This is a genomic window from Sanguibacter gelidistatuariae (genome assembly GCF_900096585.1).
Taxonomy (GTDB): domain Bacteria; phylum Actinomycetota; class Actinomycetes; order Actinomycetales; family Cellulomonadaceae; genus Sanguibacter; species Sanguibacter gelidistatuariae.
The window spans coordinates 1-22,895 of the sequence record NZ_FMYH01000009.1; the positions used below are offsets into that span (position 1 = coordinate 1).

General features: G+C 68.4%; 24 protein-coding genes and 1 rRNA gene. 18 read left to right on the plus strand and 7 right to left on the minus strand.

Going from position 1 to position 22,895, the window contains the following annotated elements:
- Positions 1 to 165 precede the first annotated feature (165 nt).
- The 6 genes from rrf (at position 166) to ilvD (ending at position 6,241) form a co-directional block, all read left to right on the plus strand.
- Positions 166 to 282 (plus strand): 5S ribosomal RNA (rrf, locus tag BLQ50_RS16215).
- 180 nt (positions 283 to 462) lie between these two features.
- Positions 463 to 762 carry an Asp-tRNA(Asn)/Glu-tRNA(Gln) amidotransferase subunit GatC gene (gatC, locus tag BLQ50_RS16220; protein WP_093185964.1) on the plus strand — a complete coding sequence of 100 codons (300 nt, stop codon included), beginning with the start codon at positions 463 to 465 and terminating at the stop codon, positions 760 to 762.
- Entirely contained in the window at positions 759 to 2,273 is a 1,515-nt protein-coding gene (gene gatA, locus BLQ50_RS16225; protein WP_093185966.1) for an Asp-tRNA(Asn)/Glu-tRNA(Gln) amidotransferase subunit GatA, read from the plus strand. The genes gatC and gatA overlap by 4 nt, the downstream gene beginning before the upstream one ends.
- Positions 2,270 to 3,778, plus strand: coding sequence for an Asp-tRNA(Asn)/Glu-tRNA(Gln) amidotransferase subunit GatB (gatB, locus tag BLQ50_RS16230; protein ID WP_093185969.1), 1,509 nt, complete (start codon positions 2,270 to 2,272; stop codon positions 3,776 to 3,778). Before gatA ends, gatB begins: the two co-directional genes overlap by 4 nt.
- 37 nt (positions 3,779 to 3,815) lie before the next feature.
- Complete coding sequence (locus BLQ50_RS16235) at positions 3,816 to 4,400, plus strand: GNAT family N-acetyltransferase (RefSeq protein WP_093185971.1); 585 nt, start codon at positions 3,816 to 3,818, stop codon at positions 4,398 to 4,400.
- A 92-nt stretch (positions 4,401 to 4,492) separates the two neighbouring features.
- Positions 4,493 to 6,241: a dihydroxy-acid dehydratase gene (ilvD, locus tag BLQ50_RS16240; protein ID WP_175559170.1), complete on the plus strand. Its 1,749-nt coding sequence runs from the start codon at positions 4,493 to 4,495 to the stop codon at positions 6,239 to 6,241.
- 150 nt (positions 6,242 to 6,391) lie between these two features.
- Here the strand turns inward: ilvD and BLQ50_RS16245 are convergent, their stop codons facing one another.
- On the minus strand, positions 6,392 to 6,976 hold the full coding sequence (locus BLQ50_RS16245; RefSeq protein WP_093185973.1) for a hypothetical protein: 585 nt from the start codon (positions 6,974 to 6,976) through the stop codon (positions 6,392 to 6,394).
- A 97-nt stretch (positions 6,977 to 7,073) separates the two neighbouring features.
- Between BLQ50_RS16245 and BLQ50_RS16250 the strand changes: the two genes are divergently transcribed.
- From BLQ50_RS16250 to BLQ50_RS16275, 6 genes are all read left to right on the plus strand, one after another.
- Positions 7,074 to 7,739, plus strand: a complete 666-nt coding sequence (locus BLQ50_RS16250; RefSeq protein ID WP_093185975.1) for a VOC family protein — start codon at positions 7,074 to 7,076, stop codon at positions 7,737 to 7,739.
- Between the two features lie 379 nt (positions 7,740 to 8,118).
- On the plus strand, positions 8,119 to 10,020 hold the full coding sequence (locus BLQ50_RS16255; RefSeq protein WP_093185978.1) for an acetolactate synthase large subunit: 1,902 nt from the start codon (positions 8,119 to 8,121) through the stop codon (positions 10,018 to 10,020).
- A gap of 20 nt (positions 10,021 to 10,040) precedes the next feature.
- Positions 10,041 to 10,565 carry an acetolactate synthase small subunit gene (gene ilvN / locus BLQ50_RS16260; RefSeq protein ID WP_093185981.1) on the plus strand — a complete coding sequence of 175 codons (525 nt, stop codon included), beginning with the start codon at positions 10,041 to 10,043 and terminating at the stop codon, positions 10,563 to 10,565.
- Positions 10,566 to 10,613: 48 nt separating this feature from the next.
- Entirely contained in the window at positions 10,614 to 11,642 is a 1,029-nt protein-coding gene (gene ilvC, locus BLQ50_RS16265; RefSeq protein ID WP_093185983.1) for a ketol-acid reductoisomerase, read from the plus strand.
- An 81-nt stretch (positions 11,643 to 11,723) separates the two neighbouring features.
- Complete coding sequence (locus BLQ50_RS16270) at positions 11,724 to 12,173, plus strand: nitroreductase family deazaflavin-dependent oxidoreductase (protein WP_093185986.1); 450 nt, start codon at positions 11,724 to 11,726, stop codon at positions 12,171 to 12,173.
- 65 nt (positions 12,174 to 12,238) lie between these two features.
- A complete protein-coding gene (locus BLQ50_RS16275; protein WP_093185988.1) occupies positions 12,239 to 12,805 on the plus strand; it encodes an ASCH domain-containing protein in 567 nt (188 codons plus the stop codon).
- A 1-nt stretch (position 12,806) separates the two neighbouring features.
- Here the strand turns inward: BLQ50_RS16275 and BLQ50_RS16280 are convergent, their stop codons facing one another.
- The gene (locus BLQ50_RS16280) at positions 12,807 to 13,556 is read right to left on the minus strand and encodes a TetR/AcrR family transcriptional regulator (protein ID WP_175559171.1); all 750 of its coding nucleotides are present in this window, start codon (positions 13,554 to 13,556) and stop codon (positions 12,807 to 12,809) included.
- Positions 13,557 to 13,722: 166 nt separating this feature from the next.
- Positions 13,723 to 14,037 (minus strand): antibiotic biosynthesis monooxygenase family protein, encoded by a 315-nt coding sequence (locus BLQ50_RS16285; protein WP_093185993.1) that lies wholly within the window; start codon positions 14,035 to 14,037, stop codon positions 13,723 to 13,725.
- 131 nt (positions 14,038 to 14,168) lie between these two features.
- Here BLQ50_RS16285 and BLQ50_RS16290 point away from each other — a divergent pair, with 131 nt between their 5' ends.
- The 4 genes from BLQ50_RS16290 (at position 14,169) to lplAB (ending at position 19,635) form a co-directional block, all read left to right on the plus strand.
- Positions 14,169 to 15,212 (plus strand): 3-isopropylmalate dehydrogenase, encoded by a 1,044-nt coding sequence (locus tag BLQ50_RS16290; RefSeq protein ID WP_093186222.1) that lies wholly within the window; start codon positions 14,169 to 14,171, stop codon positions 15,210 to 15,212.
- A 115-nt stretch (positions 15,213 to 15,327) separates the two neighbouring features.
- Positions 15,328 to 16,455, plus strand: a complete 1,128-nt coding sequence (locus BLQ50_RS16295; RefSeq protein ID WP_093185994.1) for a branched-chain amino acid aminotransferase — start codon at positions 15,328 to 15,330, stop codon at positions 16,453 to 16,455.
- A 492-nt stretch (positions 16,456 to 16,947) separates the two neighbouring features.
- Positions 16,948 to 18,483, plus strand: a complete 1,536-nt coding sequence (cimA, locus tag BLQ50_RS16300; protein ID WP_245701332.1) for a citramalate synthase — start codon at positions 16,948 to 16,950, stop codon at positions 18,481 to 18,483.
- 102 nt (positions 18,484 to 18,585) lie between these two features.
- Entirely contained in the window at positions 18,586 to 19,635 is a 1,050-nt protein-coding gene (lplAB, locus tag BLQ50_RS16305; protein ID WP_093185999.1) for a lipoate-protein ligase LplAB, read from the plus strand.
- 123 nt (positions 19,636 to 19,758) lie between these two features.
- Here the strand turns inward: lplAB and BLQ50_RS16310 are convergent, their stop codons facing one another.
- The 3 genes from BLQ50_RS16310 to BLQ50_RS16320 are packed head-to-tail and all read right to left on the minus strand — an operon-like array spanning position 19,759 to position 21,265.
- Complete coding sequence (locus tag BLQ50_RS16310; RefSeq protein WP_093186001.1) at positions 19,759 to 20,178, minus strand: hypothetical protein; 420 nt, start codon at positions 20,176 to 20,178, stop codon at positions 19,759 to 19,761.
- On the minus strand, positions 20,168 to 20,359 hold the full coding sequence (locus BLQ50_RS16315) for a helix-turn-helix transcriptional regulator (RefSeq protein WP_093186004.1): 192 nt from the start codon (positions 20,357 to 20,359) through the stop codon (positions 20,168 to 20,170). The genes BLQ50_RS16310 and BLQ50_RS16315 overlap by 11 nt, the downstream gene beginning before the upstream one ends.
- A 3-nt stretch (positions 20,360 to 20,362) precedes the next feature.
- Positions 20,363 to 21,265, minus strand: coding sequence for a CPBP family intramembrane glutamic endopeptidase (locus BLQ50_RS16320; protein WP_175559172.1), 903 nt, complete (start codon positions 21,263 to 21,265; stop codon positions 20,363 to 20,365).
- A gap of 159 nt (positions 21,266 to 21,424) precedes the next feature.
- On the opposite strand from BLQ50_RS16320, the gene BLQ50_RS16325 reads away from it, so the two are divergent.
- Together BLQ50_RS16325 and BLQ50_RS16330 are read left to right on the plus strand one after the other, a co-directional pair.
- Entirely contained in the window at positions 21,425 to 21,697 is a 273-nt protein-coding gene (locus BLQ50_RS16325) for a type II toxin-antitoxin system Phd/YefM family antitoxin (RefSeq protein ID WP_093186225.1), read from the plus strand.
- Entirely contained in the window at positions 21,694 to 21,963 is a 270-nt protein-coding gene (locus tag BLQ50_RS16330; protein WP_093186009.1) for a type II toxin-antitoxin system RelE family toxin, read from the plus strand. The genes BLQ50_RS16325 and BLQ50_RS16330 overlap by 4 nt, the downstream gene beginning before the upstream one ends.
- 36 nt (positions 21,964 to 21,999) lie before the next feature.
- On the opposite strand, the gene BLQ50_RS16335 is transcribed toward BLQ50_RS16330, so the two are convergent.
- Entirely contained in the window at positions 22,000 to 22,887 is an 888-nt protein-coding gene (locus BLQ50_RS16335; RefSeq protein WP_093186011.1) for a hypothetical protein, read from the minus strand.
- Positions 22,888 to 22,895: the final 8 nt, after the last annotated feature.

Below are 22,895 nucleotides of genomic sequence, written 5' to 3' on the forward strand. Positions count from 1 at the left end.
TGGGTAGATAGGCCGGATGTGGAAGAAGGGACGAAAGACCTTCGGAGCTGACCGGTACTAATAAGCCGATAACTTGATAACACTCAAATTTTGTGTGCTACGCGTCCACTGTGCGGTTCTTAGGGTACGGCCGTGTCTTATCCGGTCTGTATAACCTAATAGAGTTACGGCAGTCATAGCGTGGGGGAAACGCCCGGTCCCATTCCGAACCCGGAAGCTAAGCCCCACTGCGCCGATGGTACTGCACGGGAGACTGTGTGGGAGAGTAGGTCGCTGCCGGACAACCATTCAACGAAAGCCCACCCCCTCGGGGGTGGGCTTTCGTCGTACCCGCCCCACCCCCAAAACCCCCCGAACGCCCGCTGGGTGCTGGGTTTTACACGCCCCGGACCGGCGTGTCGCGTGTAAAACCCAGCACTCAGCGGGGTGGGGGAGGGGTGGGGCAGGCTCTAGACTGGGGGCATGTCCACACTCTCCCGTGACGAAGTCGCGCGCGTTGCTGCGCTTGCGCGAATCGACCTACGCCCCGAAGAGCTCGATCGGCTTGCCGGTGAGCTCGTTGTGATCGTTGACGCCATCGCTGAGGTCAGCGCCGTGGCCACGCCGGACATCCCGGCGACGAGCCACCCGCTCCCGCTGTCGAACGTGTTCCGCGACGACGTGCCTGTCGCCCCGCTCGACGTCGACGACGTCATGGCGGCCGCACCGGCCAGCGAAGACGGACGGTTCCTCGTCCCGCAGATCCTCGGGGAGGACTCATGAGCGACCTGACCCGCATGTCCGCAGCCCAGCTGGCTGCCCACCTCACCTCCGGCGAGGTCTCGAGCGTCGAGGCCACCCAGGCGCACCTCGACCGCATCGGCGACGTCGACGGCGCCATCCACGCGTTCCTGCACGTCTCGACGGATGAGGCCCTCGCGACCGCGCGCGACATCGACGCGCGCCGCGCCGCGGGGGAGGACCTGCATCCGCTGGCGGGCGTCCCGATCGCGATCAAGGACGTCGTCGTCACGAAGGGGCTGCCCACGACGGCCGGCTCGAAGATCCTCGAGGGTTGGATCCCGCCCTACGACGCGACCCTGATCGAGAAGATCAAGGCTGCAGGTCTGCCGATCCTCGGCAAGACGAACATGGACGAGTTCGCGATGGGCTCGAGCACCGAGCACTCCGCCTACGGCAACACCCACAACCCCTGGGACCTCGACCGGATTCCCGGCGGGTCCGGCGGTGGCTCGGCCGCCGCGGTCGCCGCCTTCGAGGCACCCCTCGCGATCGGCACCGACACCGGCGGTTCAATCCGTCAGCCGGGCGCCGTGACCGGGACGGTCGGCGTCAAGCCGACCTACGGCGGGGTGTCCCGATACGGGCTCATCGCGATGGCCTCCTCCCTGGACCAGGCCGGCCCGGTCACCCGTACCGTCCTGGACTCGGCCCTGTTGCACGAGCTCATCGGTGGTCACGACCCGCGCGACTCCACGTCGCTCAACGAGTCGGTCCCCAACCTCGTCGACGCGGCCCGTCAGGGTGCACTCGGTGACCTGACTGGCGTCCGCGTCGGCGTGGTGACCGAGCTCAGCGGCGACGGATATCAGGAAGGCGTCTCGGCGCGCTTCGCCGAGTCGCTCGAGCTGCTCAGGTCCGCCGGGGCCGAGATCGTCGAGGTCTCCTGCCCCAACTTCAAGTACGCGCTGTCCGCCTACTACCTGATCATGCCCTCGGAGGCCTCGAGCAACCTCGCAAAGTTCGACGGCATGCGCTTCGGGCTGCGCGTCGTCCCCGAGGAGGGACCCGTCACCGCCGAGCGCGTGATGGCGGCAACCCGCGGCGCCGGATTCGGCGACGAGGTCAAGCGCCGGATCATCCTGGGCACCTATGCGCTCTCGGCCGGGTACTACGACGCCTACTACGGCAGCGCGCAGAAGGTCCGCACGCTCATCCAACGTGACTTCGACGCGGCCTTCGCCCAGGCGGACGTCCTCGTCTCCCCGACCGCGCCGACCACCGCGTTCAAGTTCGGCGAGAAGCTCGACGACCCGCTGGCCATGTACCTCAACGACGTCGCGACGATCCCGGCGAACCTCGCCGGGATCCCCGGCATGTCCCTGCCCAACGGTGTCTCCGACGACGGCCTGCCCGTCGGCTTCCAGATCCTGGCGCCGGCCCGCGCCGACGCTCGCCTGTACCGCGTGGGCGCCGCGCTCGAAGCCGCCCTCGAGAACCTCTGGGGCGGACCGATCCTCGCCCAGGCCCCTGAACTGGAGATTGCCCGATGAGTCACGCAGCAGACGTCGACCTGGTCGACTACGACGAGGCCCTTGCTCGCTTCGACCCGGTCATCGGCATCGAGGTCCACGTCGAGCTCGGCACCCTGACCAAGATGTTCTGCGCCGCAGAGGTCGAGTTCGGCGGAGCGCCGAACACCCAGGTCACGCCGGTCTCCCTCGGCCTGCCCGGCGCCCTCCCGGTCGTCAACGGCAAGGCCGTCGAGTTCGCCATCAAGATCGGGCTCGCACTGAACTGCCAGATCGCGACGTCCTGCCGCTTCGCGCGCAAGAACTACTTCTACCCCGACGTCCCCAAGAACTTCCAGACGTCGCAGTACGACGAGCCGATCGCCTTCGACGGGTACCTCGACGTCGAGCTCGACGACGGCGAGATCTTCCGGGTGCAGATCGAGCGCGCGCACATGGAGGAGGACGCCGGCAAGAACACCCACGTCGGTGGCAGCGGCGGCCGGATCCACGGCGCCGACTACTCCCTCGTCGACTACAACCGCGCTGGGATCCCCCTCGTCGAGGTCGTCACCCGCCCGATCGAGGGCGCCGGCACCCGCGCCCCCGAGGTCGCGCGCGCCTATGTCCAGACGCTGCGGGACATCTTCCGCGCACTTGAGGTCTCCGAGGCACGGATGGAGCGCGGCAACGTGCGCGCCGACGTCAACCTCTCCCTGCGCGCCACCCCCGAGTCCCCGCTGGGCACCCGGACCGAGACCAAGAACGTCAACTCCTTCCGGTCGATCGAGCGGGCCGTGCGCTACGAGGTCTCCCGCCAGGCCGCGGTGCTCGACGCCGGTGGCACGGTGATCCAGGAGACGCGCCACTGGCACGAGGACACCTCCACCACGACGTCCGGCCGTGTGAAGTCCGACGCGGAGGACTACCGCTACTTCCCCGAGCCTGACCTGGTCCCGGTCGAGCCGAGCCGAGCCTGGGTCGAAGAGATCCGGGCGACCCTCCCGGAGATGCCTGCCGACCGCCGTCGGCGCCTGCAGGGCGACTGGGGCTTCTCCGACCCGGAGATGCGCGACGTCGTCAACGCCGGCGCGGTCGAGCTCATCGAGACGACCATCGCCGCCGGGTCCAGCCCTGCCGCCGCCCGCAAGTGGTGGATGGGCGAGCTGGCCCGGGCCGCCAAGACGAGCGAGGTCGAGCTTGCCGACCTGCCGGTCACCCCCGAGCAGATCGGCCAGCTGCAGGGCCTCGTCGACTCCGGCCGGATCAACGACAAGATGGCCCGTGGAGTGCTTGAGGGCGTGCTCGCCGGAGAAGGCTCCCCGGAGGAGATCGTCGTGGCCCGCGGCCTTGAGGTCGTGTCCGACGACGGCCCCCTGCTCGAGGCGATCGACTCCGTCCTCGCTGCGCAGCCGGACATCGCGGAGAAGATCCGCTCCGGGAACCTCGGTCCGATCGGCGCGGTCATCGGTGCGGTCATGAAGGCCACCCGTGGCCAGGCCGACGCTGGCCGGGTGCGTGAGCTCGTGATCGAACGCATCGGATGACAGTCGACGCGTCCGGCGTCGGGCCGCGGGTCACACGATGACCCGCGGCCCGGAGCTGCACGGTGAGCTCGTCCGGTTGCGACCGATCATTGCGACCGACGCCGATCGCATGTGGGAGTCCGTGCAAGACCCGGAGGCCCTGCGGCTCACCGGGACTACCGCGGACTTCACCCGCGAGCAGATCGGGGAATGGGCCCGGACGGTCTCTGACCGTCCGGGGCGCTACGACTGGGCGATCACCTCGGCCGCCGTGCGCGACGGCCACCAGGTCAGCGACGAGATGATCGGCGAGATCGTCCTCAACGAGATCGACGAGCACGCACGCTCGGCCAACATCCGTCTCATCCTGTTGCCGAACTATCGTGGACGCGGCTATGGGCGGGACGCGATCTTCGCGGTCCTGCAGTGGGCATTCACGCAAGGCGCGGACGGACTCGACCTGCACCGGGTCTCCCTCGACGTGCTGAGCATCAACCCTCGGGCGCAGATGCTCTACGAGTCGCTGGGCTTCCAGGTCGAGGGGCGTCTACGCGACGTCTACCTCGACGGCGACCTTTATTCCGACGCGATCGTGATGGCGATCCTCGAGGACGAGTTCCGAGGGCTGGCAGCGCAGGGCTGACCTGCGTGCTGCCCCGAAGGGGGAGAGGGACCCCCGTCCGAGGAATGACCCTGTGGACCACCTCGCACCAGCGCAGTCATACACTCAGTGACATGACCGCAACGACTCAGAATGTCAACGAGACCCCTGCCGGAGACGAGTCCTCCACACCCGGCGTCGACATCAAGCCCCGTTCCCGCAAGGTCACCGATGGGATCGAGGCCACGGCCTCCCGCGGGATGCTCCGCGGCGTCGGGCTCGGTGATGAGGACTTCGCCAAGCCCCAGATCGGTGTCGCCAGCTCGTGGAACGAGATCACCCCGTGCAACCTGTCCCTGGACCGGTTGGCCAAGGCCGTCAAGCAGGGTGTGCATGCCGCCGGCGGATATCCGCTCGAGTTCGGCACCATCTCCGTCTCGGACGGAATCTCCATGGGCCACGAGGGCATGCACTTCTCCCTCGTCTCCCGTGACATCATCGCCGACTCGGTCGAGACCGTCATGGAGGCCGAGCGCCTCGACGGCTCCGTCCTGCTCGCCGGTTGCGACAAGTCGCTCCCGGGCATGCTCATGGCCGCCGCGCGCCTCGACCTGTCCTCGGTCTTCCTCTACGCCGGGACGATCATGCCGGGCTGGGTCAAGCTCGAGGACGGCACCGAGAAGGACGTCACGCTGATCGACGCCTTCGAGGCCGTGGGTGCGTGCGCCAAGGGCCTGATGAGCGAGAAGGACCGCGACACGATCGAGCGCGCCGTCTGCCCGGGTGAGGGCGCCTGCGGTGGCATGTACACCGCGAACACGATGGCCTCCGTCGCCGAGGCGATGGGCATGTCTCTGCCCGGCTCGGCCGCGCCGCCTTCGGCCGACCGCCGCCGCGACGCCTTCGCGCACAAGTCCGGCGAGGCCGTCGTCGAGCTGCTCCGGAAGGGCATCACCGCCCGTCAGATCATGACGAAGAAGGCCTTCGAGAACGCGATCGCCGTCGTCATGGCCTTCGGTGGCTCGACCAACGCCGTGCTGCACCTGCTCGCGATCGCGTATGAGGCCGAGGTCGAGCTCACGCTGGCCGACTTCACGCGGATCGCCGAGAAGGTCCCGCACCTGGGTGACCTCAAGCCCTTCGGCCGGTACGTGATGGCCGACATCGACAAGACCGGCGGCGTCCCCGTCGTCATGAAGGCGCTGCTCGACGCCGGGCTGCTGCACGGCGACTGCCTCACCGTGACCGGCAAGACCGTCGCGGAGAACCTCGCCGACATCAACCCGCCGGACCCGGACGGCAAGATCTTGCGTGCGCTGTCCAACCCGATCCACAAGACCGGTGGCATCACGATCCTGCACGGGTCGCTCGCCCCCGAGGGTGCGGTCGTGAAGTCTGCTGGCTTCGACTCCGACGTGTTCGAGGGCACCGCGCGCGTGTTCGAGCGCGAGCGTGCAGCGCTCGACGCCCTCGAGGACGGAACGATCGTCGCGGGCGACGTCGTCGTCATCCGCTACGAGGGCCCCAAGGGCGGACCGGGCATGCGCGAGATGCTCGCCATCACCGGTGCGATCAAGGGTGCCGGCCTGGGCAAGGACGTGCTGCTGCTCACGGACGGCCGGTTCTCCGGCGGGACGACCGGGCTGTGTGTGGGCCACGTCGCCCCCGAGGCCGTCGACGCCGGGCCGATCGCCTTCATCAAGGACGGCGACCGGATCAGTCTCGACGTCTCCAACGCGACGCTCAACCTGCTGGTCGACCCTGCCGAGATCGAGGCGCGCAAGATCGGCTGGGAGCCGGTCCCGCACAAGTACACCCGTGGGGTGCTGGCCAAGTACGCCAAGCTGGTGCACTCCGCGTCGCAGGGCGCCGTCCTGTACTGAGCCCTGACGGTTCTCGCGAACCATTGGCCGACAGGCGCACGAAATGACGCGCATGGAATGATGACGCGCACGAAATGACGCAGGGCCGCTGATCCTCACGGATCAGCGGCCCTGCGTCTTCGGTAAGAGTGTCGTCTGTGAAGCCTCGATCTACTCCAGGCCGAGAGGGACGACGAACTGCTCGGCGGGGAGCTTGTCGCCGTTCTCGTCGGTGATGTTGTCTGGACGGGTCATGACCAGCTCGGCGCCGACCACCGTGTCCCACGTGACCGGGTAGGCGACCCACCCGCGCTGGGTGTGGCCGGAGGTGATCTCCCCGAGCGGCCACAGCGTCGCGTCGGTCAGGGCCGTGTCGATCGTGGTGACCGGCTCGACGACGTCCCCGGCCGCCGAGCGCAGGAGGAAGTTCGACGGTTGGACGACGGAGGGGTACACGTCTCCGGCCACGACGCTCAGGTCGACTACGACGAACACGTCGGGGGAGGGTGCGCCGTCGGCGGCCTCAAAGCCGGTGGGGACGGGGAAGTTCGTGACGACGGCGTTGATCGTGGCGGAGCGCCCGATGGTCTCGTCATGGGCAGTGGCGCCGACCTCCCGGTGGCGCAACGCGCTGGCGTCGGTCGAGTCCGCGGGGACAAGGTCGACGGGTCCGCAGCCGGTCAGGGCTATCGCGCCGGCCAGCGCCAGCCCGAGGAGGGTCGTGCGGCCGCGACCTGCCTGGTGTGCCGTCTGCACGCTGGGTAGACCTCGTTTCCGCCGCTCTGGGCTCTCGCTGTTTCGCCTCCCGGACGGTGGCATGGTGCCCTCACACTCTAGGTGCCACCATAGATCTATGGGCACACTGGGAAATGCTGAGATCAAGCAACGGCTGTCGGGAACCGAGTGGCACCTCTTCGTGGGGAGCCTGCACGCGCACTTCGACACGGGCGACTTCGCCCGCGGGGTCGAGTTCGTGCGCCGGATCGGCGAGGCGGCCGACGCCGCCAACCACCACCCCGACGTCGACCTGCGGTACGGCTACGTCGCCGTGGTCCTGGTCAGCCACGACGTCTCCGCGGTGACCGAACATGACCTCGCGATGGCCGCGCAGGTCTCCGCGATCGCCGCGGACCTCGGCCTGCAGGCCGCGCCGGGCTCCCCGCAGGTCCTTGAGATCGCCGTCGACGCGATCGACATCCCCGTGGTCCGTCCGTTTTGGAAGGCGGCCCTGGGCTACACCGACACCTACGGTGACGACCTCGACGGTGATGCCCGGCTGAGCGATCCGCGCGGGCGCGGACCGATGGTGTGGTTCCAGCAGATGGACGCCCCGCGCACCGACCGCAACCGGATCCACTTCGACCTCACGGTGGCCTTCGCCGACGCACCCGGGCGGATCGAGGAGATCGTCGCGGCGGGTGGCAGCCTGCTCTCCGACCACGCAGCGCCCCGGTTCTGGGTGCTGGCCGACCCCGAGGGCAACGAGGTCTGCATCTGCACCCCGCAGGGCCGGGACTGAGCAGGCCGGCCGGCACGACCGGCTGGCCCCGTTGAGGTCCCACCCACTGAGACGAGGTGGACGGCAGGTGACATTGTCGACGTCGAGGCGTACTGTGCTTGATGTGCAGACAATCATTCTCGTAGTACTTCCTGGGCGCGCCGGCTGAGGCCAAGCACTTAGGTCTCGTCAGCGCGCTTACCCCTCGAAGAGCCCACCCGGCTGCGAGGGGTTTTTTCATGTCACCACAGTGAAATCCGGCCAGCAGCTCACAAGGCTCCGCGCCACTGTGCACATCAGGCCGGGGGCTCAAGGCCCCCGGCCCGCACCATCCGACGAGCTCGACCAGCCTGACCGGTAGCACCTCCCATATCTGTTTTTCAGCACTTAGGAGAACCCGATGGTCCAGGGCCCCACCCCAGCACCGCCGCGCAGCACGACGCCGGCCGATGCCTCCGCAGCGGCACAGTCCGCCTCGAGCGTCGCCCCGTCGCCCAGCGCGCCGAAGCCGGAAGCCGCTAGGCGCCCCACCCCCCGAGCGCACGTCACCTCTGAGGAGATGACGGGCGCGCAGTCGATCGTCCGCTCGCTCGAGGAGGCCGGTGTCGAGGTCGTCTTCGGTATCCCGGGCGGGGCGATCCTGCCCACCTACGACCCGTTGATGGACTCCAAGAAGGTCCGCCACATCCTCGTCCGCCACGAGCAGGGCGGAGGGCACGCCGCATCCGGCTACGCCCACGCGACCGGCCGGGTCGGCGTCACGATGGCGACCTCGGGTCCCGGTGCGACCAACCTCGTCACCCCGATCGCCGACGCGAACATGGACTCGATCCCCATGGTCGCCATCACCGGCCAGGTCGGCGCGTCCCTGATCGGGACCGACGCCTTCCAGGAGGCCGACATCGTCGGCATCACCCTCCCGGTGACCAAGCACAACTTCCTCGTGACCAACCCTGACGACATCCCGCGAGTCATCGCCGAGGCGTTCCACATCGCCTCGAGCGGGCGCCCAGGCCCAGTCCTGGTCGACATCGCCAAGTCCGCGATGCAGTCTCGGACGATGTTCAGCTGGCCGACCGAGCTCAACCTCCCCGGGTACCACCCGGTCACCAAGCCGCACAGCAAGCAGATCCGCGAGGCGGCCCGCCTGCTCGCGACCGCGCGTCGTCCGGTCCTCTACATCGGTGGTGGTGCGATCCGTTCCGGCGCGGCTGCGGAGCTGCGCAAGCTCGTCGACCTGTCCGGGGCCGCTGCTGTCACGACCCTCATGGCGCGCGGCGCACTGCCCGACTCCCACCCGCAGAACCTCGGCATGCCCGGCATGCACGGGACGGTCCCGGCCGTCTCGGCGTTGCAGAAGGCCGACCTGGTCTTCGCCCTCGGCGCGCGCTTCGACGACCGGGTGACCGGCAAGCTCTCGAGCTTCGCCCCGCACGCGACGATCATCCACGCGGACATCGACCCGGCCGAGATCGGCAAGAACCGCGTGGCCGACGTCCCGATCGTCGGTGACCTCAAGGAGGTCATCGCCGACCTGCTGCCCGAGCTCGCCCGCGAGCACGCCCAGCACGGCAAGCCGGATGTCGAGGCCTGGTGGCGTCAGATCGACAGCTGGCGCGAGACCTACCCGCTGGGCTTCTCCGAGCCCGACGACGGTCACCTCGCCCCCCAGCACGTCATCAGCCGCCTCGGTGAGATCTCCGGACCGGACACGATCTATGTGGCCGGCGTCGGCCAGCACCAGATGTGGGCCGCGCAGTTCATCAAGTACGAGCGCCCCAACACCTGGCTGAACTCGGGTGGTCTGGGCACGATGGGCTATGCGATCCCCGCCGCCATGGGCGCCAAGGTCGGCCAGCCCGACCGCACGGTCTGGGCGATCGACGGCGACGGGTGCTTCCAGATGACCAACCAGGAGCTCGCGACCTGCACGATCAACGACATCCCGATCAAGGTCGCGCTCATCAACAACTCTTCGTTGGGCATGGTCCGCCAGTGGCAGACCCTGTTCTACGAGTCCCGCTACTCCAACACCGACCTCAACACCGGGCACGGCACCATCCGGGTGCCGGACTTCGTCAAGCTGGCCGACGCCTATGGCTGCGTCGGGATCCGGGTGGAGCACGCCAACGAGGTCGACGCCGCGATCAAGCGCGCCGAGGAGATCAACGACCAGCCGGTCGTGATCGACTTCAACGTCTCGCGCGACGCCATGGTGTGGCCGATGGTTGCGACCGGCGTGAGCAACGACGACATCCAATACGCACGCGGCATCTCGCCCGCGTGGGACCGCGAAGACTGACAGGGAAGGCAATAAAGGACATGACTCGTCATACCCTCTCGGTTCTTGTGGAGAACAAGCCCGCCGTGCTCGCGCGCATCGCCGGACTGTTCGCCCGGAGATCGTTCAACATCCACTCCCTCGCAGTCGGACCGACTGAGCACGAGGAGCTCTCGCGGGTCACCGTCGTCGTCGACGTCGACGGCCTCCCGCTGGAACAGGTGACCAAGCAGCTGAACAAGCTGATCAACGTCATCAAGATCGTCGAGCTGGACCCGGCAGCGGCGGTGCAACGAGAACTCATGCTCGTGAAGGTTCGGGCCGACCTCACCAACCGCACGCACGTGCTTGAGGTCGTCGAGCTGTTCCGCGCCCACGTGGTCGACGTCGTCCCCGACGCCGTCACCATCGAGGCGACCGGCAACCCGGAGAAGCTGGCGGCGCTCCTCGGAGCCCTCGAGCCCTTCGGCATCCGGGAGATCGTCAAGTCCGGCACGGTCGGGATCGGGCGCGGAGCCCGGTCGATCACCGATCGGGCGCTCGAGCGCACGACGCGCTCGGCCTGAGACACTTACCTCGAATGAATCACATCAAAGAAACCAAGGAGATCCACGGTGGCTGAGCTGTTCTACGACGACGACGCTGATCTGTCCATCATTGCCGGCCGCAAGGTTGCCGTCATCGGCTACGGCAGCCAGGGGCACGCCCACGCGCTGAACCTGCGCGACTCCGGAGTCGACGTCCGCGTCGGCCTGCGCGAAGGCTCTGCCTCTCGCGTGAAGGCGGAGAACGAAGGCCTGCGCGTCGTGACCGTCGCCGAGGCCGTCAAGGAAGCCGACGTGGTCGTCATCCTCGCGCCCGACCAGGTGCAGCGTCACGTCTACACCCAGGAGATCGCCCCGAACCTCAACGAGGGCGCTGCTCTCGTCTTCGGTCACGGGTTCAACATCCGCTTCGGCTACATCAAGCCCGAGCCCGGTCACGACATCGTCATGATCGCACCCAAGGGACCGGGGCACCTCGTGCGCCGCGAGTTCCTCGACGGCCGCGGCGTGCCCGTGATCGTCGCGGTCGAGCAGGACGCATCGGGCTCCGCCTGGGAGCTCGCCCTGTCCTACGCCAAGGCGATCGGTGGCCTGCGCGCCGCCGGTATCAAGACGACCTTCACCGAAGAGACCGAGACCGACCTCTTCGGCGAGCAGGCTGTTCTCTGCGGAGGCGCCTCGCAGCTCGTCATGTACGGCTTCGAGGTTCTCACCGAGGCCGGCTACCAGCCCGAGGTTGCCTACTTCGAGGTGCTGCACGAGCTCAAGCTCATCGTCGACCTCATGTGGGAAGGTGGCATCGCCAAGCAGCGTTGGTCCGTCTCCGACACGGCGGAGTACGGCGACTACGTCTCCGGCCCGCGCGTCATCACCCCTGAGGTGAAGGAGAACATGAAGGCTGTCCTCGCGGACATCCAGAACGGCGCCTTCGCCGAGCGTTTCATCAACGACCAGGACAACGGCGCTCCCGAGTTCAAGGAGCTCCGTGCCAAGGGCGAGTCGCACCCGATCGAGGCCACCGGCCGCGAGCTGCGCAAGCTCTTCGCGTGGGTCAAGCCGACCGACACTGACTACGTCGAGGGTTCCGCAGGGCGTTGATCGCCTAGCGGCTCCTGAGAAAGCCGCACCTTGCACGACCTCCAGGTCGTGCGGGGTGCGGCTTTCTGCTGTACTGGTGCGATGCCACTCGACGGAGTTTATGAACCCAGCCCGGTCAACCGGTCACGTGAGCAGGTGGAGCTCTACGAGAGCTCGGGCGGGACCGAGGGCACGACGTTGGGCGGCCTGCCCGTCGTCATCCTCACCACCGTGGGCGCGCGGTCCGGCAAGCTGCGCAAGACCCCGCTCATGCGCGTCGAGCACGCGGGGGAGTACGCGGTCGTCGCCTCCCTCGGTGGGGCGCCGAAGAACCCGTTCTGGTACTACAACGTCGTCGCCAACCCCCGCGTCGAGCTGCGCGACGGTACGCAGAGCTGGGAGATGGTGGCCCGGGAGGTCACCGGAGACGAGCGCGCCCTGTGGTGGGACCGCGCGGTCGCTGCCTACCCGCCGTACGCCGACTACCAGCGATCGACCGACCGGGAGATCCCGGTGTTCGTGCTCACCGCGATTGAGCCCGACGACGCGTGACTGGTGCCGCGTGATCTGGGCGCGGCGGAATACCGGCGCGACCGAGGATGCGCGATGATCTACCCATGACCAGCGCCGAAGAGACCGACTTCCCCTACGCCGCAGCCGAGGGCGTTCAGCAGGAGATCGAGCAGGAGACCGAGCTCGACGACGAGATCTCGAGCTTCTGGGAGGTTGCGAGGGTGCACGCGGGCCTCGGGAAGATCGCGGTCGTCGGTGGGCTCACGGTCTCTGCGGGGATTCCGCCGGTTGCCTGGGCCTTCGGTGACAACCAGGTGATCGCCGACGAGCTGCTCGCGCTTGTCCTCGCCGGGACCAAGACGGGCACCTCGTCCGCACTCTCGGACTTCGACGCTGAGGACTCTCCGCAGCCGGTCGTCGGGGAGCTGTCGATCATTCTCGACGGCAGGGGCCACCCGGCCGCGCTCATCCGCACGACCGAGGTCGAGGTCGTGGCCTTCGAGGACGTCGACGCGGGCTTCGCCGCGGCCGAGGGCGAGGACGACCGGTCCCTGGAGTCTTGGCGCGCCGAGCACACGACGTACTTCCTGCGGACCCTCGGCGTCGACGCGCTGCCAGAGGACTTCCAGCTCGTCACCGAGCGCTTCGAGCTCCTCTACCCCGCGCGTTGACTCAGGCGTCTCGCGGGACGTAGGGGATGCCCAGGGCCGCCACCGCGTCCTCAAGCTCGCTCTCGAAGTACGGCGCGACGTCGTCGAACATGAGTGTCAGCTGGCCGAAGACCTCCATGCTGATGACCCCGTAGAGGCGGACCCAGGTCCGGGCGAAGACGAAGAGCGCCCCGGGCGGCAGGTCCGCCGGGGCGGTGCAGGACTCGCCGGGGGGTGCGTCTGGCAGCGTCAGGCACTGCGCGGAGAAGGTGGCCAGGTCCGCGCAGGTTGCCGCCGACGCCTCGGTGAGCTCCGGCACCGCGAAGGTATGGGCGTGCCACATCCGGACGTAGAGCTTGAAGAACACCGCGGCGAACCGCCCGGTACCGATTCCCGCGCCGCCCCCCGCGATCGGTGACTCTCCCTTGCGGAACATGAGCGCGAACTCGCCCTTGTGCCCGACTGCCCAGTCCCGGAACGTGCGCGTGGCGGCGTGCATTCCGTGCCCGGGGCTGTCCGGCGCCTGCGTGATGGCGAGCGAGATGGCCTCGGTGACCTCCTCGAAGAAGTCCTCGCACATCGAGACGACGAGGTCGTCCAGGCTCGGGAAGTACCGGTAGAGGGCGGGCGCCGTCATGCCCATGTCCCGCGCAATCCCGCGCAGCGTGACATTCTGCGCACCGTCGTGGGAGAGCTGGTTGCGGGCGACGGCTTTGATCTCCAGCTCGGTCGCCATGCGCTGCATCTCACGCCGACGTGTCTGGACGGTCATGGAGCCTCCCGGCGCGAAGGGCCCGTCGAGGTCCATGGTCCACGGATCGGACAGCGGCGTAACGGGCCTTGGCAAAAGTAAACGACATTCACTCAAGTGAACGCCGATTGCATCGTACGCCAAGGAGACTCCTGTGGAACTGAGCGCCTATCAGGAACTGAGCTCGTCAGGACCCGACGCTGAGGACGACCTCGAACTCGAGCAGGTTCGCGCCGGTGGACACGGGCGCGGGCCGGTCGCCGGAACCGGAACCGGCGTGGGCGGCGCGAGCCGATCCGTTCGCCCACGCCTGGTAGTCCTCCTCGGTCTCCCACTTGGTGTAGACGAAGTAGCGGGTCTCGCCGGCGACCGGGCGCAGCAGCTCGAAGCCGAGGAAGCCGGGAGAGTTCTCGACCGCTCCCTTGCGAGCGGCGAAGCGCTTCTCGAGCTCGACGCCGGCGCCTTCAGGGACGTCGATGGCATTGATCTTCACGATGGTCATCGCCCCAGCCTGGTCCGCACCAGCGCGCAATCCAAATCCGAGCGAGCCCCTGGCGCCACGCTGTCAAATACACGGGTCGACGCGTGAGATGCGCGTCCCGACCACTGGGACCCGGGGGTAACATGCCGGTCATGACGAGGAACATCGAACTGGCAGTGGTGGCAGGCGACGGCATCGGGATCGAGGTTGTCGAGCAGGGGCTCGCCGTGCTCGACGCGGCCCTTGCGACGACGGACGTCACGGTGACGACGACGCCCTTCAACTTGGGCGCCCAGCGCTGGCACGCGACCGGTGAGACCCTCACAGACGACGACCTCGCCGCGATCCGCACCCACGACGCGATCCTCCTCGGAGCGATCGGCGACCCGAGCGTCCCGTCGGGCGTGCTCGAGCGTGGGCTGCTGCTCAAGCTCCGCTTCGCCCTCGACCACTACGTCAACCTCCGCCCGGGCAAGCTGTACCCCGGCGTGAAGTCACCGCTGGCCGAGCCCGGCGAGATCGACTTCGTCGTCGTGCGTGAAGGCACCGAGGGCCCCTACGTCGGCAACGGCGGCGCGATCCGCGTCGGCACGCCGCACGAGGTCGCCAACGAGGTGTCCGTCAACACGGCCTTCGGCGTCGAGCGTGTCGTGCGTGACGCTTTCGCCCGCGCCCAGGCCCGCCCGCGCAAGCACCTCACGCTCGTGCACAAGCACAACGTGCTCGTGCACGCCGGTCACCTATGGCGCCGGACGGTCGAGGCTGTCAACGCGGACTTCCCTGATGTCACGAGCGACTACCTGCACGTGGACGCAGCCACCATCTTCCTGACGACGAACCCATCTCGTTTCGACGTCATCGTCACCGACAACCTCTTCGGTGACATCCTGACCGACCAGGCCGCCGCGATCACCGGTGGTATCGGGCTCGCGGCCTCGGCGAACATCAACCCGGACCGTACGGCACCCTCCATGTTCGAACCGGTTCACGGTTCCGCCCCCGACATCGCCGGACAGGGCAAGGCCGACCCCACCGCGACCGTCCTCTCGGTCGCCATGATGCTCGATCACCTTGGCCTGCCCGTCGAAGCCGCACGAGTCGAGGCGGCAGTCGCCGCTGACCTCGTCGAGCGGGGTGGCCGAGTACGGTCGACGACCGAGGTTGGTACCGCGCTCGCTGACCGCGTGCGCGGCTGAACCACCCCTGGTCGTCTTCACCGGTAACTCTTCCAAAAGACCGTTCCTCACGTCGCGCCCGATCCTCGGGCGCGACGTGGGAAAATGAATGGTCGCCAGGTGAAAGGCCTTGATCATGAGCTCCGCTCTCGAAAACTTGTCTCAGACCGTCGATGACGCCGCGGCCCTCTTCGAGGTCACGTTGTCCGACGCCCCGCTCCCCGAGACCGACCGGGAGGCCGCTCTTGCCGCCCCCAAGTTCGGCACCGTGTTCACCGATCACATGGCCCGGGTGACCTGGACGTCGGCGACCGGGTGGGGGAACCGCCGGGTCGTGAAGTACGGTCCGTTGTTGCTCGACCCTGCCAGCGCCGTGCTGCACTACGGCCAGGAGGTCTTTGAAGGTCTCAAGGCCTACCGTCACGCCGACGGGTCGATCTGGACCTTCCGCCCCGAGGCCAACGCCGTGCGCTTCCAGAAGTCGGCCCGTCGCCTCGCCCTGCCCGAGCTTCCCACCGGTGACTTCATCGGCGCGATCGCCGCGCTCGTGCGCACCGACGTCGAATGGGTGTCGTCCGGGGACGAGGCGAGCCTGTACCTGCGCCCCTTCATGTACGCCTCCGAGGCATTCCTGGGCGTGCGTCCCACGCTCGAGGCGGAGTTCCTTGTCATCGCCTCACCGGTTGGCCCGTACTTCTCCGGGGGCGTCAAGCCGGTCTCGATCTGGGTCGCAGAGGATTACCACCGCGCCGGAGCTGGCGGAACGGGGGCTGCCAAGTGCGGCGGCAACTACGCTGCGAGTCTGCTCCCGCAGATGCACGCCTACGAGATGGGCTGCGAGCAGGTCTGCTTCCTCGACGCCTCGACGAACACCGCGATCGAAGAGCTCGGCGGCATGAACGTCTTCTTCGTCCGGGCCGACGGCACGGTCGAGACGCCGGAGCTGTCCGGCTCGATCCTCGAGGGGGTCACCCGGTCCTCGATCCTGCAGCTGCTGACCGACCGCGGGCACACGATCGTGGAGCGCCGGATACTGCTCACCGAGGTCCAGGAGGGCTTGCGCAACGGGTCCATCACCGAGGTCTTCGCCTGTGGCACGGCCGCCGTGGTCACCCCGATCGGCCGTCTGGCCGGTGAGGGCTTCGACCTGACTATCGCGGGTGGCGACGCCGGTGAGGTCACCATGTCGGTGCGCACCGAGCTCACCGACATCCAGAACGGACGCACGCCCGACCGCCACAGCTGGCTGACCCAGCTCGTCTGACCCGTCGGCGCCGCCGCCCCCCGCCGAACTCGTGAGCCAGGCCCGTTCCTGGCCTCAGGACCTGGCTCGCTCACGAGTTCGGCGGCCCGCTCACGAGTTCGGCGGGGGCGGTGGTGGTGCCAGCGGTGGGACGTGTGCAATGATGTGTGACATGACACACACCGTCAGCTCTGCGCTCCTTATCATGTAGCGCGTCCGGTCAGCTCGCCGGACGCGCAAACCTCCCGTACCCGGGGGGTTTTTTTGTTGCCCGGCACACCCCCGCCGGAGCCGCAGCGCAGACGGCGAGGCTGGCCGCTTCCACCATCGCCCCGAGCGTTTCTTGTGCTGGACGCCAACGCCGCCACCCGGCGTTATCTAGCACAATGCTCTGGGGATGCGAGCCTTGTTCCTGGCCGCGCCCGCCCGCCCCAGATCTCCCGAGAGAAGAGCAGTCGAGTGACTTTCCACGTCTACGACACCACCCTGCGCGACGGCGCACAGCAAGAGGGCATGAACCTCTCTGTCGCGGACAAGCTTGCGATCGCGCCCCTGCTCGACGAGCTCGGCGTCGGCTTCATCGAGGGCGGCTGGCCCGGCGCGGTGCCCAAGGATACCGACTTCTTCTCGCGCGCGGCCAAAGAGCTCAACCTCAAGAACGCTGTCCTGGCGGCCTTCGGTGCGACCCGCAAGGTCGGACAGCGAGCGAGCGAGGACCCCCAGGTCCTCGCGCTGCTCAACTCCGGCGCGCCGGTCATCACCCTCGTCGCCAAGTCCGACATCCGCCACGTGGAGCGCGCGCTGCGCACCACCGCGGAGGAGAACCTCGCGATGATCACCGACACGGTCGCCTTCCTCACGGGGGAGGGACGCCGGGTCGTCATCGACGCCGAGCACTTCTTCGACGGTTACCGCTTCGACCCCGCCTACTCCCGCGCTGCCGTCCTGGCCGCCTTCGAGGCCGGGGCCGAGGTCGTGGCGCTGTGCGACACGAACGGCGGCATGCTGCCGAACTGGGTCGGTGAGATCGTCGCCCAGGTGCGGGCCGACGTCGGGCCGGAGCCGATCCTGGGGATGCACGCGCACAACGACACCGGGTGCGCAGTCGCCAACTCCCTCGCCGCAGTCGAGGCCGGCTGTTCCCACGTGCAGGGCACAGTCAACGGCTACGGGGAGCGGACCGGCAACGCCGACCTCATCACGGTCGTGGCGAACCTCGAGCTCAAGGGCGGTCGCACGCTCCTGGCCGGCAACGGCCTCGAGGAGTCGAGCCGGATCGCCCACGCGATCAGCGAGATCACGAACATCTCCCCGTACGCGCGCCAGCCTTACGTCGGCGCGAGCGCCTTCGCCCACAAGGCTGGCCTGCATGCGAGCGCCATCAAGGTCGACCCCGACCTCTACCAGCACATCGATCCCACCCGGGTGGGCAACGACATGCGCATGCTCATCTCCGACATGGCCGGGCGCGCTTCGATCGAGCTCAAGGGCAAGGAGCTCGGCTTTGACCTGTCCGGGCAGGGCGAGCTGCTCACCCGGATCACCAACCGGGTCAAGACGTCCGAGGCCAACGGGTACACCTTCGACGCGGCCGACGCCTCCTTCGAGCTGCTGCTCATCGAAGAGGTGAACGGTGAGCGACCGCCGTACTTCGCGGTCGAGAGCTGGCGGACGATCGTCGAGCGAACGGGGCACCGCGGGACCGACGCGACGGCCGAGGCCACCGTCAAGCTCATGGCGGGCGGGGAGCGGGTCGTGGTGACCGGCGAGGGAAACGGTCCGGTCAACGCGCTCGACCACGCGCTGCGCCTCGCCCTGACCACGGTGTACCCGGAGATCTCAGCCTTCGAGCTGATCGACTTCAAGGTACGCATCCTCGACCAGATGCAGGGGACCGACGCGATCACCCGCGTGCTCATCGAGACGACAGACGGGCACAGGAGCTGGTCGACGGTCGGCGTGGGCCCCAACCTGCTCGAGGCGTCGTGGGAGGCGCTGACCGACTCGGCGATCTACGGGCTCATCCACGCAGGGGTTGCGCCGCGCTGACGCCACCGGCGGGTCTGCGCTCCCTCGCACTCGAGGAGCTGCGGACGGGCGGGTGAGCAACCGCACACCGCCGTCGTGCCCGGTCGCGTCTAGGCTGTAGCCGTGAGAGGCGAATATAAAGTTCCTGGCGGCAAGCTCGTGGCGATCGATCTGGAGGTCGACGGCGACCGGTTGGCAGAGGTGGCCGTCAGCGGCGACTTCTTCCTCGAGCCCGACGACGCCCTGCTCGACATCAACGCGGCCCTCGTCGGCATGCCCACGACGGCTCCTGTGGCGGTGCTCGCCGAGGCGATCACCCGTGCCCTCGACCCCGGGGCCACGCTTGTCGGCTTCAGCCCCGAGGCCGTGGCGATCGCGGCGCGCCGCGCGCTCGGGCATGCGACGGGCTGGCACGACCACACCTTCGAGGTGATCCACGACGGCCCGCAGAGCCCGGCCATGCACATGGCGCTCGATCAGGCGATCTCGGAGTCGGTCGATGCTGGCCTGCGCCCGCCGACACTGCGGATCTGGGAGTGGGGTGCGCCGGCCGTGGTGATCGGCTCCTTCCAGTCCCTCAAGAACGAGGTGGACCCCGAGGGCGCCGCCAAGCACGGCATTACCGTCGTGCGCCGGATCTCCGGCGGCGGCGCGATGTTCATCGAGCCGGGCAACACGATCACGTACTCCCTCACCGTGCCCAGCTCCCTCGTGGAGGGCCTGAGCTTCGAGAAGTCCTACGCCTTCCTCGATGACTGGGTGCTCGGCGCGCTGGCCGACGTCGGCGTCAACGCGACCTACCAGCCGCTCAACGACATCGCGTCCCCGGCCGGCAAGATCGCCGGCGCCGCGCAGAAGCGATTCGTGGGCGGGGCGGTGCTGCACCACGTGACCATGGCCTACGACATCGACGCGGACAAGATGCTCGAGGTGCTACGCATCGGCCGGGAGAAGATGAGCGACAAGGGCACCAAGAGCGCCAACAAGCGCGTCGACCCGGTCCGGTCGCAGACCGGCATGTCCCGCGCCGACGTCATCGAGGCGTTCAAGGCCCACTTCTGCGCCCGCTACGCCACGGTCGAAGGCACAGTCACCGAGGCTGAGTGGACCCGAGCCCGCGACCTCGCGGAGACGAAGTTCAGCACTCCGGAGTGGACCGCCCGAGTCCCCTGAACCACCCAGCCCCCAACTCCGCCATCCTCCGCTGAGTGCTGGGAATTATGACTTTGCCCCGGCGTGTCGCGTGTAAGACCCAGCACTCAGCGGGAGATTGCGGGGTTTGGATGGGAGAGCGGGTCAGGTGCGGCGGGAGACGACGATGAAGCTCACGACGGCGATGGCCAGCAGGGTGTAGAGCGTGATCCCGAGGGTCGCCGTCGCGGGGGCTCCCATCGCCACGGCCGACGTCGCGATCCCGGTGATCGGCAGGGAGGCGACGCCGAGGACGGCGGCAGCCTTCGTCGCGACGAGCCGGTCGCGCTCGTCCGCGGAGCCGGTGACCGACCGCTCGAACGTCGTCGTCTTGTCCGGACGGCGGGCCGTGCGCCACGCGGCGATGGTGAAGGCGATGAGCACAAAGCCACCGCCGAAGGCCGCTCCGGCCCCCATGTTGCCGGGCGCCTTGTTGACCAGGAGCACGACGAGGGGGACAAGGACGGCGATCCCGGCGACGAGCCCGAAGGCTGCCTTGACGATCGGGCGGCGTTCAGTCGACATGGAAGATCTCCTCGACGGTTGTGGTGAAGTGGCGGGCGATGGCGATGGCGAGCGGCAGGGACGGGTCGTACTTGCCGGTCTCGATCGAGTTGATGGTCTGGCGGGAGACCCCGAGCAGGGCTCCGAGCGCCCCCTGGGAGAGTCCTGTCGCTTCGCGCAGCACGCGAACGTCATTGAGCACGGTTCAGGCTCCTTGGGCAGTCTCGCGGGCGGTCTGGGCAGGGACAATCATGCCCGACGCCGCAGCTCGCTCCGCGGCCGTCTCCGGTTCCTGGGCGCGCGCGCCGGCCGGGAGCAGCAGCGCGCGCAGGTCCATGAGGGTGTGCAGGATGATCGGCACGAGAAGGCTGCCGGTCCCGAGGTAGAGCATGGTCAGGGCCGCCCCGGCGACTCCGGTCGCGAGCATCCCGGCGCGCCCCTGGTACCAGTGCGCGGCGCCGAAGAGGACTGCGGCGACGACGACGATCACGGCGGTCGGGGTCCGGGCTGGGAGTGCGACGGCGAGGGCGAGGACCAGCAGGCCGCGGTAGGTGATCTCCTCGGTGACGCCCGCGCTGAGCGACAGCGCGGCCCATCCCCACCGGCCGCGTCCGGTGCGCGGCAGCATCGGCTGGACGGCGACCATCTGCGCCGGGATGCTCGTGTTGCCGGACTTGGCCCGGCGGCGTGCGAGGAGCGACAGGGCGATGGCTGCGACCGCGGCTCCGGTGATCATCCCGGCGATCTCACTCGCACCGATGCCGGCCTCGGACAGGCCCAACCGGTCCAGCCCGTTCAGGTCCGTGGCGCGGAAGCCGATGTCTGCCAGGCTCACCCCCGGGAGGGCGAGGACGAGGCCGATCGCGAGGGCCGCCGTCGCGCAGCCTTGGAGGATCCACGAACGGTAGAACCGCAGCCGGGCCGGCTCGCCGTCGACCTTCTCGGCGCGCAGGAAGGCAGCGAAGCTCCGCTTGCCGGAGACTGGCTCGTGGATGACCAGCGCGACGACGACGGCGACCAGCGCAGCGACCACGAGCGGCGCGGGGCTGAGATTCTGCAGGTGGGACAGGTGACTAGGCATGAGGTCTCCCGGGGATCCGACTGTCAAGGCTCCTTGACTGATGTCAAGCATGCTTGACCCTGAACGGGTTGTCAAGACTCCTTGACACTCGAACAGGTCTTTGAAGTTCTCGAACGTCTTCTCGGCGAGCAGGCCCGCAGCATCCTCCCCTCCTCTCGCCGCACGATCGAGACTATGATTCGGGTCATGACTACCACGTCGCTCGCAAACGTCAAGGCGCATCTATCCCAGTACGTCACGTCCGTCCACGACACACACGAGCGCGTCACCATCACGCGCAACGGTGAGCCGGCCGCAGTCCTGATGTCCCCTGACGACCTGGCGTCGTTGGAGGAGACCATCGCGGTGCTGTCCGATGCGCACCTCATGGGTGACATCCGTGAGGCCGAGGCTGCAGTCGCCGCCGGGGACCTTGTGCCGCTGAGCGAGTGGCGTCAGCAACTGCGCCGCGACGCGTGACCTACGAAGTCTCCCTCGCCCCGCCTGCCCGTCATGCCATCGCTTCAGAGTTGACGCCCGCCGTTGCTGCGGCCGTCCTGGAGTTCCTCGCGGGGCCGCTCGCCGAGGATCCGTTTCGGGTGGGTAAGTCGCTGCGCAATGAGCTCAAGGGGAAGTGGTCTGCGCGGCGTGGGGAGTACCGCGTGATCTACACGATCAACGCTCGCGTGGTGACGGTCTACGTGCTGTCGATCGCGCACAGGCGGAATGTGTATCGGCCGCAGTAGCCAGCAGCGGGAGGTCGATGCGCGTGCGGGTAGACGTCACCGCCCAGCGAGCATCCCCACCACAACCTCGCGCGGCTCGGTCACGACGACGAAGTCGACGCGGGTGCCCTCGAACTGGTCTTCGCCGTTCTCGAACATCTTCTCGGTGAGGGGGCCCACCGCGTCCTCGTTGACAACCACCGTGAGCCACACCGGGTGACTGGCGGGTGCCTCGGCGGGGATCTGGGCACGGGTCGCGGGGGAGGCCAGGGCTGCGATGGTGATCTCGACGAGGGTGCGCACGTCGACCTGGGTCTGTGCGTCGGAGTCGGCGGCGCCGAGGTAGACGATCTCTGCGCGCAGGCGCTCGTTCTCGGAGTCCCAGGTGTAGGCGGCGGGCTCAAGGCCGGGCCGGGCCGGAGGCTCGACAACGGCGGGCGGGGCCACGACGGTGGCCTCTTCGTCCAGCTCGTCGTCCGAGTCGTCGGACGAGGTCGCCTCGTCCTTGGCGAGCGAGACCCCGGCGGTCGCTGGGGTGCCAGCGGCCTGCCCCGCCTTCTTCCGCTTGCCCTTCGGTGCCTTGGCCACCGGCGCGGGCTTCGCGGTCACGACCGAGAGCGGGATCGACTGCCCGAGGTGCTCGCGCAGGATCTCGACGCCGTGCTCGGCGAGCGGGGGGAGCGGGTCCGTCCCGGTGTCCACCTGGATCCGGACCCCGGCGCCGCTGGCACCGTCGGGGATGGAGTGGCCGAACAGCCCCGCCTGGACGGCGCCGACCGTGGCGATGACCAGCTCGGAGAGGCGGTCTGCGGTCACGCTCGTATCCGGGCTGGAGGCGTCGATAGGGACGTGCACAACGACGCTGTTCTCCTCTGCGGACCACGTCTCCGTGACGCCCTCGGGGATGTACGCGGCACGGACCTTGCGGGAGAACGGCATCTTCATGTGATTGA